The following is a 13651-nucleotide window of genomic DNA, read 5'->3' as shown; positions in this document are numbered from 1 at the left end:
TGAACCTATTTTTTGAAATAGGAGGTAAATATGAACGTTTGGCAGAGAATGCGTAATAACTTAATAAAACTAATGAATATTACCTTTTTTAAAATAATTCTCTTTGTTTTACTTGGTGTCATTTTATTCTTTACACTCTATGGAAACGTAAAGCCGGAAAAATTAAATGTACAGTTATTTTCTGTAGCGGATCAAACTATTAGGTCGCCCATAACGGTGGAAGATAAAGAAAGTACAGAGAAAAAGAAGGAAGAAGCAAAAAATCAAGTACAGGATGTCTATGTGGTTAATAAAGAAATTGCCCAGAATCGTGTGGATTTAATATCTTCTATATTTGATTCTGTAACAGAGGTAAATAATGACGTTGAGAAACAACTGGAAGAAAAAAGAAAGAAAGCAGAAGAGGAAGAGAAGAATAAAGAATCAATAAAAGAGCCGTCCGTTGATGAGAAGCTTGAATTACTAAAAGGTAAGCTGACAAATGAAGTAACGAATGAAATTATGGACCGCTCTTTAAAATCTCTTATTCCTTATTCGGAAGATCAGTTAGAAATCGCAAAAGATATTACGGTTACAGCTATACATACAGTAATGAATGGAAAGATTCCTTCAGATGAGGTGGAAAATGCCAAAAAAAGAGTGGAGGATATCTTAAAGGTAAACGATGGTTTAACATCTGATTTAAAGAGTGCAAGTATCGATTTAGGTAGATTTGCAATCATTCAAAATGAATTTTACGATCCTACTGCAACAGAAGAGATGCGTCAGCAAGCTGTTGATGGTGTGGAACCGATAAGAGTACTTCAAGGCCAAGTTCTTGTGGAAGAAGGCCAACTGATAAGTAGAGAGATACATAGACAGCTTGAACTTGTTGGATTATTAGACAGCGATAATTCCATTCAGCCATTTATCGGTTTAGGTTTAATCATCCTGGCGATGCTAGCGGCACTTTATTTTTATACACTTAAAAGAACATCGAAGGAGAAGGAGAATAATATCCAGTTCTATTTAATGTTCTTTCTTATAATTAGTGTAACGATTGTATTAATGAAAACAATAAGCGCCTTCCAACAGTTTGAATACACAGAGATTGGCTATATATTTCCAGCTGCTATGGCGGTTATGTTAATTAAGATATTAATGGAAGAAAAATCTGCTTTATTAGTAACGATTATGCTTGCGGTTTGTGGAATGATTATGTTTAATGAAGGTGTTGCTGGAACTTTTAATGTAGGAATGGGTATATATATTATTACTAGTGGTTTAGCCAGTATTTTATTTTTAAATAAAAGAAATCAGCGGACCAATATTCTTTATGCAGGATTCTTTATTTCTTTCATAAATATTGTTACGATATTAGCGATTTTATATTTGCAAAACGGACATTATGGTGCAAAAGAATACGGTGTATTCCTTTTACTGGCCGTTATTTCCGGAATAAGTTCAGCTGTTTTAACAATCGGTTTCTTACCTTTCCTTGAAACCGGGTTTGGGGTGCTTTCTACCATTAAGTTAATTGAGCTCTCCAATCCTAACCATCCATTATTACGTAAAATCTTAACAGAGGCACCTGGTACGTATCATCATAGTGTAATGGTTGCCAATTTAGCGGAATCAGCATGTGAAGCGATTGGCGCCAATGGTTTATTGGCAAGAGTTGGTTGTTATTATCATGATATCGGGAAAACAAAAAGGCCACATTTTTTTATTGAAAATCAAATGAATATGGGAAATCCACACGACCGTATTCCCCCACAGGCTAGTAAAAATATCATTATTGCCCATGCAACAGATGGAGCTGAGTTATTAAGAAAATATAAATTACCGAAGGAAATCGTCGATATTGCCGAACAGCATCATGGAACCTCTCTCTTAAAATATTTTTATTTTAAGGCAAAGGAAAAAGGGGGAGAGGTAAAAGAAAGTGATTACCGTTATCCAGGCCCAAAAGCTCAAACGCGTGAGGTAGCAATTATAGGAATTGCGGATAGTGTAGAAGCTGCTGTAAGAAGTTTAAATGCACCAACCACCGAGCAAATTGACTCATTAATTAAGAATATTATTTCTGACCGTTTGCAAGATGGACAATTGGATGAATGTGATTTAACATTAAAGGAATTAGATATTGTTCGAAATACATTAAGTGAAACGTTAAAAGGGATTTTTCATTCGCGAATCGAATATCCAGAAATGAAAAAGTAAAGGAAGTCGAATATGAATTTAGAAATTGATTTTATTGATGAAACCGAAAAGGTGAAGGAAAGTGAAATTGCGAAAATCGAGGAAGTCTTACAATTTGCAGCCGAAAAACTAAATCTCCAAGGAGAAATTGAGCTTTCCATTACCTTCGTTCATAATGAACAAATTCAACAAATAAATAAAGAATATAGAGAAAAGGATCAACCGACAGATGTTATTTCTTTTGCGCTGGAGGAATTAGGAGAAGGCGAAATGGAATTGGTTGGAGAGGGACTTCCTAGAATGTTAGGAGATATTGTCATTTCTATCGATAAAGCGGAGGAACAGGCTAATGATTATGGTCATTCTTATATGAGAGAACTTGGGTTTTTATCTGTTCATGGCTTCTTGCACTTACTAGGATATGACCATATGACAGAAGAAGATGAAAAAGTGATGTTTACTCTTCAAAAGGATATTTTAGATGAGTTCGGATTACAAAGATAAAAGAATTCGAAAGAACAGTCAATTATCCTCCTTCCGTTTAGCGATATTGGGAATATTAACTGCTATTAAACAAGAAAGAAATGTAAAGATTCATTTGGTTATTACCATTCTTGTTATTATATTGGGCCTTTTAAATGATTTGTCCAAACAGGAATGGATGTTTATTGCGTTTTGTATTGGATTAGTAATTAGCCTAGAACTGATAAATACGGCAATAGAACGTGTGGTGGATCTTGTTACTAGTGAATATCATCCATTGGCAAAAGAGGCAAAGGACATAGCTGCTGGTGCTGTTTTTATCGCAGCAATTCTTTCGATTGTGATTGGCGGAATCATCTTTATCCCGAAAATATGGAGCGCTATAACAGGTTAGAGAATAAAAGCTATCTGATAAAAATTAAATTTTAGACAAATAATTATTTGTTTAAGATTTAATTTTTAAAAGGTAGTTTTTTATTTTGGGGGTTTTATACGTTCATTAATCACTCCCTACTTCTTTCTCTTTATTGTGCTTCCAAATTAGTATATAATTTTAAGACAGTACATTTTACATAAGATTAAGTGTTACTGAAGTTTGAAAACGTTCCATTTATTCTTTAAAATAATGGGTAAGGCGAGAATAGGGCTTACTAAAAAGAGATACTCACTAAAATGAAAAGTTATTTTAAAATAAATCTTAGCGCTAAAGGGGAAAGTATTTGGCTAAGCAAGAACCTTTTCGGCTTGTGATATAGCCAAAAGTGGACTTGAAATAGCATGAAAAGCTGCTTTAAGAAAAGAGGGATTTGTATGAAAAAGGAACTTCTAATGGAAGAAGCAAAGCTTGCACGTGAGAAAGCGTATGTACCTTATTCAAAATTTAAGGTAGGAGCAGCTCTGCTTTCGGAAAAGGGTGTCGTTTATCGCGGGTGTAACATTGAAAACGCAGCGTACAGTATGACGAATTGTGCAGAACGAACGGCATTGTTTAAAGCTGTCTCAGAAGGTGATACTACTTTCAAGAAGCTTGTTGTTGTGGCAGATACAGAGGGACCAATTTCTCCATGTGGTGCTTGCAGACAAGTGATTTCTGAACTTTGTCCAAAAGACATGGAAGTAATATTAACGAATTTAAAAGGCGACGTACAAACATTAACTGTGGCAGAGTTATTGCCAGGAGCATTTTCACCGGAGGATTTAAATGAACATTAATAATCAAACAGAACACAAATCAGGATTTATCTCCATTATAGGAAGACCTAATGTTGGAAAATCAACATTTTTGAACCGTGTAATAGGGCAAAAGATTGCGATTATGAGCGATAAGCCACAGACTACAAGAAATAAAGTTCAAGGTGTACTTACAACAGATGATGCACAGCTTATTTTCATTGATACACCTGGAATTCATAAACCGAAACATAGACTTGGCGATTTTATGATGAAGGTAGCGCAGAACACACTGAAAGAAGTGGATCTAATCCTTTTTATGGTTAACGCTGAAGAAGGCTTTGGTAAAGGGGAAGAATTCATTCTTGAGAAATTTCAGTCTGTAAAAACACCAATATTTTTAGTGATTAATAAAATTGATACGATTCACCCAGATCAATTATTTGCCATTATTGAATCATATAAAGAGAAGTATCCGTTTAAAGAAATTGTTCCAATCTCTGCTCTAGAAGGAAATAATGTCGAAACATTATTAACACAAATCAAAAAGTATTTACCAGAAGGACCGCAATTTTATCCAGCTGATCAAGTGACAGACCATCCTGAACGCTTTATTGTTTCTGAGTTAATAAGGGAAAAAGCACTGCACCTAACAAGAGAGGAAATTCCTCACTCCCTCGCAGTAGTAATTGAGAAGATGGAGAGAAAATCAAACGATGTTATTAACGTAATGGCCACTATTATCGTTGAACGAGATTCTCAAAAAGGGATAATTATCGGTAAACAAGGTAGTATGCTGAAAGAAATCGGAAAAAGAGCAAGAACGGATATTGAAAATCTTCTTGGAAATAAAGTCTATTTGGAATTATGGGTGAAAGTACAAAAAGATTGGCGCAATAAAATGACACAATTGCGTGATTTTGGGTTTAGAGAAGACGAATATTAATAATTAGAACGGAACAGCTATAAAGGCTACCATAAGAAAAAGAAGGAAATCCTGTTGTCTCCTTTATTTCAGCAATAGGAAAACGTATTAAACAAGAAGGCATTCGGTTATTTGAAAATTATACATGCAATCAATTAGCAATATTTTCGTCTCATGATTTTATAAAGACAGGCTATGATAAGATTAAGGTTGTAAACAGCTAGTTAAAAATCGAAAGGTGGGGTTTTACATGTTAGACTTTACCTGGAAAGTTTTTTCCCAAACAGGTAACATTGATACTTATCTACTCTTTAAAGAATTAGAAAAGCATAATCATGAAATACCAGGAATGCAAGAAGAGGAACTAGCGGAACTCGATTATCCCATTTCATAGTACTGTCCTTATAGTAAGGGATGGTGAATGGTGATGCTGGAAAAGTGTGAAGGGATTGTAATTAGATCCATCGATTACGGTGAATCCAATAAAATAGTAACTTTGTATACAAGAGAATGGGGAAAGGTTGGGGTAATGGCTAGAGGTGCAAAAAAGCCTAACAGCAGGCTTTCTGCTGTAACCCAGCCTTTTGTCTATGGATATTTTCTCGTCCAGCGAAGTAGTGGATTAGGGCTTTTACAGCAAGGGGACATAATATCGAGTATGCGCTCATTAAAAGAAGACATTTTTCTTACTGCATATGCTAGCTATATAGTAGAGCTTACAGATAAATGTACAGATGAAAAAAAGCCCAATCCTTATCATTTTGAATTATTATATCAAACGTTGAATTACATGAATGAAGAATATGATTCGGAAATATTAGTAAATATCTATGAACTAAAAATGTTAAACAGCTTAGGATTATATCCAGTATTAGATCGCTGTGTTTTTTGCGGAGCTACAGAGGGCCACTTTTCTTTTTCTATCAGAGAAGGTGGATTAATCTGTCATCAATGCCTGGAAAAGGACCCTTATCATTATAAAATCTCACAGGCTACAGTAAAGCTGCTCCGGGTTTTTTATTATATGGATATTTCCCGTCTAGGAAGTATCTCCGTAAAAGATTCCACTAAGAAAGAGCTGAGTATGATTATTGATGCTTATTATGAAGAGTATTCTGGATTGTATTTGAAATCTAAAAAATTTATTCAATCAATGAAAAATTTAGGGGATTCCTTTACATAAAAGTAATTGAATGAAGAGTGATCTTCATCAAGAAGAAATCGAAGCAAGGTTGACAACTAATATTTTTTTCGTTATTATTCATGTAAATAAGAGTGTTGCATTGAAAAGAAAGTAGTACTTAATTCACCTCATGAAAAGCGAGCTTGGGATAGTGGAAGCCAAGTTCATGAGCGTTAAGGAAGGCGTTCTTGGAGCAACTGCGTATGAAAGCGGCTGTAGTTATACAGCAAATAGGGTGGAACCGCGGGTTAACTCTCGTCCCTATGTCAAGAGATATTTGGCATAGGGACGAGAGTTTTTTGTGTTCTTTACGAGAACAAACTCTACATAAATCTATGCTGAATATACGTTTTATAAATTCGGAGGTGTAGGAAAGCAATGAATATTCAAAACATGATTTTAACATTGCAAAAACATTGGTCTGACTATGGTTGTATCCTAATGCAGGCATATGATGTAGAAAAAGGTGCAGGGACGATGAGTCCATACACTTTTTTAAGAGCGATTGGTCCTGAACCGTGGAATGTTGCATATGTAGAGCCATCAAGAAGACCGGCAGATGGACGATATGGAGAAAATCCAAACCGCTTATATCAACATCATCAATTTCAAGTAATTATGAAGCCGTCTCCTGACAATATTCAAGAATTATATCTAGATTCTCTAAGAGCACTAGGGATTAATCCGTTAGAGCATGATATTCGCTTTGTAGAGGATAACTGGGAAAATCCTTCTCTAGGCTGCGCAGGTCTTGGATGGGAAGTATGGCTTGATGGAATGGAAATTACTCAATTTACGTATTTTCAACAAGTTGGCGGTATTGAATGTAAGCCAGTATCGGTTGAAATAACATATGGAATTGAGCGATTGGCTTCCTATATTCAAGATAAAGAAAATGTTTTTGATTTAGAGTGGACAGATGGGTTCACAATCAAAGATATTTTTTATCAACCAGAATTTGAACATAGTAAATATACATTTGAAACGTCTGACACTGATATGCTGTTTAATCTATTCTCAATCTATGAAAAAGAGGCGCATAGACAAATGGACGAAGGGCTAGTACACCCTGCCTATGATTATGTATTAAAATGCTCTCACGTTTTCAACCTATTGGATGCTAAAGGTGCTATTTCTGTTACAGAAAGAACTGGGTATATTGGAAGATGCAGAAATTTAGCACGTAAAGTGGCAAAAACTTTCTACGAAGAAAGAGAAAAATTAGGATTCCCGATTTTAAAAAGTAAGGAGGGAAAAAGTCATGAATAAAAGAGACTTATTATTGGAAATCGGTTTAGAAGAAATGCCAGCACGTTTTATCTCTGCTAGTATACAATCACTAAAAGAGAAAATGGAGGCTTGGCTTGCGGAGAAACAATTGGGTTATGCTTCTGTTCAGGCTTTTTCTTCCCCGCGTAGATTGGCACTTCTTGTTACTGGCTTAGATGAATCACAGCATGACATGGAAGAAGAGGCAAAAGGTCCTGCAAAACGTATTGCATTAAACGAAGCTGGTGAATGGTCTAAAGCAGCTGCGGGATTCACCAGAGGGCAAGGCTTAGCGGTAGAAGACATCTATTTTAAAGAGATAAATGGTGTGGAATACGCTCATGTTAAAAAATTTATTAAAGGGAAACAGACAAGTGAACTATTATCAGAATTAAAAGAGTTGATTCTAAGTTTAACATTCCCGAAAAATATGCGTTGGGCCAATAATGAATTACGATATATTCGTCCAATTAAATGGCTTATTGCCTTATTTGGAGAAGAGGTTATTCCATTCTCTATTACTAATGTAGAAACGTCTAATCAGTCACGTGGTCATCGCTTTTTAGGTGGAGAAATCGTCTTTCAAAGCTCTTCAGATTATGAGAAGAAAATGTTGGCTCAATATGTGATGGTTAATGCAGCGGAAAGAAAAGAAGCTATCGTTTCACAAATAAATAAATTAGAAGAAGAAAACAATTGGATCATTCCAATTGATGAAGATTTGTTAGAGGAAGTTACTAATTTAGTTGAATATCCAACTGCCTTATATGGGACTTTTGATGAGTCTTATTTAGAGTTACCGACAGAAGTATTAATTACGAGCATGAAAGAACATCAACGCTATTTCCCAGTTAAGTCGAAGGAAGGAAAGTTGTTACCTTATTTTGTAACTGTTCGGAACGGGGATCATCAACATCTTGACAAAGTTGCAAGGGGAAATGAGAAAGTATTAAGAGCTAGACTTGCTGATGCTGCGTTCTTCTACAAAGAAGATCAAAAGTTAGCGATAGACGACCTTCTAAAAAAACTAGAAGCAATCGTATATCATGAAGAAATTGGTACTTTAGCAGAAAAAGTAGCTCGTGTTCGTTTACTTGCTTCTAAGTTAGCCGACGAATTACAGTTAACTTCTGAAGAAAAACAGGATGTCGATAGAGCTGCGCAAATTGCTAAGTTTGATCTTGTAACAAATATGGTTTACGAATTCCCTGAGCTGCAAGGATTAATGGGAGAACGTTATGCCCTTCAAAAGGGAGAAAAAGCATCAGTAGCGAACGCTATTAATGAGCATTATATGCCGCGTCATGCAGATGACGAAACAGCACCAAGTAATGTGGGGGCAGTACTTGCATTAGCAGAAAAACTGGATACAATTGTTTCATTCTTTAGTATTGGATTAGTACCAACTGGTTCACAAGATCCTTACGCATTAAGAAGACAGGCAACTGGAATTGTCCAGACCCTAATAGATAAAAACTGGAATATTTCGATTGAGCAATTGGTTGAACTGTCGATACAGGCAATAGAGAATACGTCAAAAGTTTCCGGGCAAGAATTAGTTGATTCAGTGCTGTCATTCTTCAAATTACGAGTGAAGTATATTTTACAAGAACAAGGCATCCGCTATGATATGATTGATGCAGTTTTAGCAGAAAAAATCGGTGGGGCTGCAAGTGTTTTAAGAAAGGCAAAAGTTCTAGAACTACACAAAGATGATGCTAATTTCAAGGAAGGCATAGAAGCTTTAAGTCGAATTATCAATATTTCCAATAAGGCAGTAACCGTTTCAGCGGTTGATCCTAGTTTGTTTGAAAATGAATATGAAAGTGATCTATATAATCGTTTTACAGCAGTTAAAGAAAAAATTAATACCAAAGTGGAAGAAAAAGAGTATTTTGAGTTATTATTCTCTTTACAAGAAACAATCTCCGCATATTTTGACCATACTATGGTAATGGCTGATAATGAGAAAATTAAAGAAAATCGTCTAAATTTAATGGCGGAAATGGCTTCTTATATTAAAGGTTTCGCAAGTGTAAATGAAATAATTGTGAAGTAGTAACTAGATAGTTTAACAAAAAGCTAGGCAGGGGATTCCCCTACCTAGTTTCCTTTTGTTATGATTAGGCATAATGAATATGTACTTGAATGTTAAATATGGTTGTAGCAAAAGAGTTATCTTTAGATTCTTTTTCTTTTGATTCTGGCTATTTCGTATATAATAGTTAGTAGATATCGTTACCTAAATGAAGGTGGTGAATAGGAAATCGAACTGAATAAACGTCAAGAAAAAATTATTGAAATTGTAAAAGAAAATGGTCCGATAACAGGCGAGCATATTGCGGATAAATTAAACTTAACAAGAGCTACTCTTCGACCAGATTTAGCGATATTAACAATGGCCGGCTTTTTAGATGCAAGACCTCGTGTAGGTTACTTCTATACGGGCAAGAACTCAGAGCGGCTAGTAATTGATAATATCCGTAATATCCTTGTGAAAGATTATTATTCACATCCAGTAGTTGTTCACGAGAATTCCTCTGTCTATGATGCCATTGTCATTATGTTCACAGAAGATGTTGGAACTATTTTTGTTATTGATGAAGCTTCCACATTAACTGGAGTTGTTTCCCGCAAAGATCTATTACGAGCAAGCATTGGTAAACAAGAGTTAAACTCTTTGCCCGTCGCTATTATTATGACAAGAATGCCGAATGTCACATATTGCTTTAAAGAAGAAATCTTAGTAGATGTTGGCTGCAAGTTAATGGATCACGAAATAGATGCACTTCCAGTTGTAGAAAAAAATGAAAATGGTCTTCTTGTAATAGGAAGAGTTTCGAAAACAAATATTACTAGAGCGTTTGTAGACTTGTCTAACAATCGTAAAGGAATTGTGGAGGAACATAATGACTGAAAGACAAATTATTTATGTTGTATCTGATTCAGTTGGTGAAACAGCTGAACTAGTAACAAAAGCAGCAATCAGCCAATTTTCTGGACATAATGTAAATGTATTAATTAAAAGGTTCCCGTTTGTGGAGGATAAATCGAATATACATGAAGTAGTCATGCAAGCTAAAATGGAACATGGGATGATTGCTTATACGCTTGTTAAACCAGAGGTTCGCAACTATATGAGTGAATTGGCTCGCCAAGAGGGCGTATATGCCTGTGATATTATTGGTCCGATTATCGATCAATTCCAAGTTTTATGGGGGAAAACGCCTTTATATGAACCAGGGCTTGTCCGCAAACTTGATGAAGATTACTTTAAAAAAGTTGAAGCGATAGAATTTGCTGTGAAATATGATGATGGAAGGGATCCAAGAGGGTTAGAAAAGGCAGATATTATCTTAATTGGTGTATCACGAACATCCAAAACGCCTTTATCGCAATTTTTGGCACATAAAAGAGTGAAAGTGGCAAATGTTCCAATCGTGCCAGAGGTTGATCCGCCAAAAGAACTTTTTCAAGTACCAGCAAGTAAATGCTTTGGCTTAAAAATAAGCCCGACGAAATTAAACAATATTAGAAAAGAACGCCTTATTTCTCTGGGCCTAAGTGATCAAGCAAGCTATGCTCAAATTGAAAGAATACAAGAAGAATTAACCTATTTTGATGATATCGTAAATCGCATTGGCTGTCCGGTTATCGATGTTACGAATAAAGCAGTGGAAGAAACAGCAAATATTATCCACAATTTATATTATCGCTCTAAGTATAATGCAGATAATTAGTTTTTATCTATAAACAGCAATTGGTAAAGACTTGGTTCTCCAAAGTAGAATCAAGTTTTTCATTATGGCTGCTTTACCGCAGTCAATAGAAAAATTCGCTTTGTTTCGCATTTTTTTGTTCTAGTATGATCTAAAAGGAATAATTATAGATAAAAAAAGATGGAATTTCAAGCTGATTTATACTATAATAAAAAATTGTGATAAAAAAGTATCATGTTTTAGGTTTAGACTTGGCTTATTACGAATAAACTATTTATTGTGAGAAGTCAAGGGAAGGGATAAAAAAATTTTCGACATTACTTCTTTCGTGAAAAAATAATTTAGGAAGAAGGAATATGTGGAGTGATGTAGAATTAATAGTACATTAGGAAAACACATGATATATGTTGATGCTGATTCCTGTCCTGTAAAAGAAGATATTGTCGAAATAGCTTCTTATTATCATTATGAATTGCAGTTCGTTGCATCCTATGCCCATATGAAGCGGGAGAATGACGGACAAAACTGGAAGTATGTGGATAGTGATAAAGAAGCTGTTGATTTATTTATTATGAATGCTACCAAAAAACAGGATATTGTCGTAACTCAAGATATTGGCTTGGCCTCCACCTTATTGCTAAAGCAAGTTACTGTTCTTTCACCAAGAGGGGTAATGTATGAGGAAGAAACGATAAATACTGCATTAGATATGCGTTATTTATCTGCTAAAGCAAGGCGAAAAGGGGTATATGGAAAAGGTCCTAAACCATTTACAGAGGAGGATCGACAAAAATTTAGAAGAAATTTTATAAGGATTTTGTCGAAAAATGAAGGAGAATCGATTGGACACGTCGAATAATTCATTAAAGTAGGCAATAAGTAGGGAGATGTGTTAGAAAATGGTGGCGCGCATTCCTGAAGAAAAACTTAATGAAATTAAACAGGCAACTGATATTGTAGAGGTCATTGGAGAACATGTATCCCTTACAAGACAAGGGCGCAATTTCATCGGTCTTTGTCCTTTTCACGGCGAAAAAACACCTTCTTTTACTGTATCGCCAGATAAGCAGATATTCCATTGCTTTGGCTGTCATGCAGGCGGAAATGTATTTACCTTTCTAATGGATTTAGAAGGCACTTCCTTTGTAGAAGTGGCTACAAGTCTTGCAGACAGAGCAAGCATTGATTTAGGAATTGAAATCAATGAATTAGAAAAAAAACCAGCTATCCCCAATGATTTACAGCAAATGATTGATGCACATGAATTATTATCTAAATTCTACCATCATTTGCTCGTAAATACAAAGGATGGTCAGCACGCATTGGAATATTTGACTAATAGGGGCTTTACATTACCTATTATTGAAAAGTTCCAAATAGGCTATACATTAAACTCTTGGGATTTAGCTGTGAAGTTTTTAGGGAAACGTAAATTCGATGTTTCGTTACTAGAAAAAGCTGGTTTAATTGTAAAAAGTGAAAGGGATGAAAAATATTTTGATCGTTTCCGCGATCGAATTATCTTCCCAATCAGTGATCGAAATGGTAACACAATTGCGTTTTCTGGACGTGCATTAGGGGATAATAATCCCAAATATCTTAACAGTCCCGAAACACCAATTTTTAATAAAAGCAATACACTTTACAATTTTCATAAAGCAAGGCCGATTATAAGGAAGCTACAACAAGCTGTTTTATTTGAAGGGTTTGCAGATGTTATAGCTGCTAATAGAGCGGGAGTGGAAAATAGTGTTGCGACAATGGGTACCTCCTTAACGGAGGAGCATATCGCAATTCTAAAAAGAAACGCGCGAAATATAACGATTTGTTATGATTCTGATTCAGCTGGGATAGAAGCGGCCTTTCGTGCAGGACAGCTTCTTACTAAGGCTAATTGTATTGTTAAAGTAGTAATGTTACCAGATGGAATGGACCCCGATGATTATGTGAACAAATTTGGGGAAGATAAACTACAGCAGGAAATTCTTCATGGTAGTATTCCTTTTATGGGATTTAAAATGCTGTACTATCGAAGAGGGAAAAATCTTCAAAATGAAGGAGATAAACTCGCCTATATAGAAGAAGTAATAGGAGAAATTGCTAAACTGGATAAGGCGGTAGAAAAAGACCTCTATTTAAGACAACTGGCGGATGAATTTTCGTTATCTTTAGAGGCATTAAAGCAGCAAGAAATGCAGATGGAACAATCAAGTCCAAACGAATATGTTGATGAAAAGACAGTTGTTCCTGTAAAACAATATACAGTAAAAAAAAGAGCAACTGGTTTACTACCCGCATATCATACTGCAGAAAAAAGACTGCTTGCACATATGTTTAAAAGTGAGGATATTGCCTACAAAGTGCAAAGCTCATTACAGGGAAGAGCATTTAACATTGATGAACATCAAGCAATTTTTACTTATCTCCTAGCTTTTTATGAAAAGGGTCTAGGCACTGATACAAGTTCATTTATGAATTTTATTGATGATCCTGATTTACAACGGATTGTAGCCGAGATCGAAATGATGGAAGTGAATGAAGAGGTTAGTGAATTAGAGATTAGTGATTATATGAAACAAGTTACTAATTATGAAAAACTGCTTGAAATAAAGGAAAAAAAACAACAGCTTAAAGAAGCAGAACGTCAAAATGACTATATAAAAGCTGCTCAAATTGGCATGGAAGTATTATTATTAGAAAAAACGTTAAAATAGGTATATT

General features: G+C 35.2%; 13 protein-coding genes. All 13 read left to right on the top strand.

Annotation, left to right across the window (positions count from 1 at the left end; all coding sequences use genetic code 11):
* Positions 1-30 precede the first annotated feature (30 nt).
* The 13 genes from NiCM35_RS18695 (at position 31) to dnaG (ending at position 13644) form a co-directional block, all read left to right on the top strand.
* The gene (locus NiCM35_RS18695; protein WP_095333834.1) at positions 31-2202 is read left to right on the top strand and encodes an HD family phosphohydrolase; all 2172 of its coding nucleotides are present in this window, start codon (positions 31-33) and stop codon (positions 2200-2202) included.
* A 12-nt stretch (positions 2203-2214) separates the two neighbouring features.
* The gene (gene ybeY / locus NiCM35_RS18690) at positions 2215-2685 is read left to right on the top strand and encodes an rRNA maturation RNase YbeY (protein ID WP_095333835.1); all 471 of its coding nucleotides are present in this window, start codon (positions 2215-2217) and stop codon (positions 2683-2685) included.
* Positions 2663-3058: a diacylglycerol kinase family protein gene (locus NiCM35_RS18685; RefSeq protein ID WP_095333836.1), complete on the top strand. Its 396-nt coding sequence runs from the start codon at positions 2663-2665 to the stop codon at positions 3056-3058. Before ybeY ends, NiCM35_RS18685 begins: the two co-directional genes overlap by 23 nt.
* 416 nt (positions 3059-3474) lie before the next feature.
* Positions 3475-3876: a cytidine deaminase gene (locus tag NiCM35_RS18680; protein ID WP_095322359.1), complete on the top strand. Its 402-nt coding sequence runs from the start codon at positions 3475-3477 to the stop codon at positions 3874-3876.
* A complete protein-coding gene (era, locus tag NiCM35_RS18675; protein ID WP_217279781.1) occupies positions 3866-4780 on the top strand; it encodes a GTPase Era in 915 nt (304 codons plus the stop codon). The genes NiCM35_RS18680 and era overlap by 11 nt, the downstream gene beginning before the upstream one ends.
* A 229-nt stretch (positions 4781-5009) precedes the next feature.
* On the top strand, positions 5010-5153 hold the full coding sequence (locus tag NiCM35_RS18670; protein ID WP_082138270.1) for a YqzL family protein: 144 nt from the start codon (positions 5010-5012) through the stop codon (positions 5151-5153).
* A gap of 33 nt (positions 5154-5186) precedes the next feature.
* A complete protein-coding gene (gene recO, locus NiCM35_RS18665; protein ID WP_433780501.1) occupies positions 5187-5942 on the top strand; it encodes a DNA repair protein RecO in 756 nt (251 codons plus the stop codon).
* A gap of 378 nt (positions 5943-6320) precedes the next feature.
* Complete coding sequence (glyQ, locus tag NiCM35_RS18660) at positions 6321-7211, top strand: glycine--tRNA ligase subunit alpha (protein ID WP_047941289.1); 891 nt, start codon at positions 6321-6323, stop codon at positions 7209-7211.
* On the top strand, positions 7204-9270 hold the full coding sequence (gene glyS / locus NiCM35_RS18655) for a glycine--tRNA ligase subunit beta (RefSeq protein WP_095333838.1): 2067 nt from the start codon (positions 7204-7206) through the stop codon (positions 9268-9270). The genes glyQ and glyS overlap by 8 nt, the downstream gene beginning before the upstream one ends.
* Positions 9271-9477: 207 nt before the next feature.
* A complete protein-coding gene (gene ccpN / locus NiCM35_RS18650; RefSeq protein ID WP_047941287.1) occupies positions 9478-10128 on the top strand; it encodes a transcriptional regulator CcpN in 651 nt (216 codons plus the stop codon).
* Positions 10121-10951: a pyruvate, water dikinase regulatory protein gene (locus NiCM35_RS18645; protein WP_095322362.1), complete on the top strand. Its 831-nt coding sequence runs from the start codon at positions 10121-10123 to the stop codon at positions 10949-10951. The genes ccpN and NiCM35_RS18645 overlap by 8 nt, the downstream gene beginning before the upstream one ends.
* Positions 10952-11327: 376 nt before the next feature.
* Entirely contained in the window at positions 11328-11789 is a 462-nt protein-coding gene (locus tag NiCM35_RS18640; RefSeq protein WP_095333840.1) for a YaiI/YqxD family protein, read from the top strand.
* Between the two features lie 40 nt (positions 11790-11829).
* Positions 11830-13644: a DNA primase gene (dnaG, locus tag NiCM35_RS18635; protein WP_123260846.1), complete on the top strand. Its 1815-nt coding sequence runs from the start codon at positions 11830-11832 to the stop codon at positions 13642-13644.
* The last annotated feature ends 7 nt before the right edge of the window (positions 13645-13651 follow it).

Source organism: Niallia sp. M35 (assembly GCF_050971705.1).
Lineage (GTDB): Bacteria > Bacillota > Bacilli > Bacillales > Cytobacillaceae > Niallia > Niallia circulans_A.
The sequence above is the reverse complement of the archived record's forward strand: the minus strand, read 5'-3'. Positions and strand labels throughout refer to the sequence as shown.

Coding starts and splice junctions, on each gene's coding strand:
- NiCM35_RS18695 (WP_095333834.1), top strand. CDS start 31: ATGAACGTTTGGCAGAGAATGCGTAATAACTTAATAAAACTAATGAAT.
- ybeY (WP_095333835.1), top strand. CDS start 2,215: ATGAATTTAGAAATTGATTTTATTGATGAAACCGAAAAGGTGAAGGAA.
- NiCM35_RS18685 (WP_095333836.1), top strand. CDS start 2,663: ATGAGTTCGGATTACAAAGATAAAAGAATTCGAAAGAACAGTCAATTA.
- NiCM35_RS18680 (WP_095322359.1), top strand. CDS start 3,475: ATGAAAAAGGAACTTCTAATGGAAGAAGCAAAGCTTGCACGTGAGAAA.
- era (WP_217279781.1), top strand. CDS start 3,866: ATGAACATTAATAATCAAACAGAACACAAATCAGGATTTATCTCCATT.
- NiCM35_RS18670 (WP_082138270.1), top strand. CDS start 5,010: ATGTTAGACTTTACCTGGAAAGTTTTTTCCCAAACAGGTAACATTGAT.
- recO (WP_433780501.1), top strand. CDS start 5,187: ATGCTGGAAAAGTGTGAAGGGATTGTAATTAGATCCATCGATTACGGT.
- glyQ (WP_047941289.1), top strand. CDS start 6,321: ATGAATATTCAAAACATGATTTTAACATTGCAAAAACATTGGTCTGAC.
- glyS (WP_095333838.1), top strand. CDS start 7,204: ATGAATAAAAGAGACTTATTATTGGAAATCGGTTTAGAAGAAATGCCA.
- NiCM35_RS18645 (WP_095322362.1), top strand. CDS start 10,121: ATGACTGAAAGACAAATTATTTATGTTGTATCTGATTCAGTTGGTGAA.
- NiCM35_RS18640 (WP_095333840.1), top strand. CDS start 11,328: ATGATATATGTTGATGCTGATTCCTGTCCTGTAAAAGAAGATATTGTC.
- dnaG (WP_123260846.1), top strand. CDS start 11,830: ATGGTGGCGCGCATTCCTGAAGAAAAACTTAATGAAATTAAACAGGCA.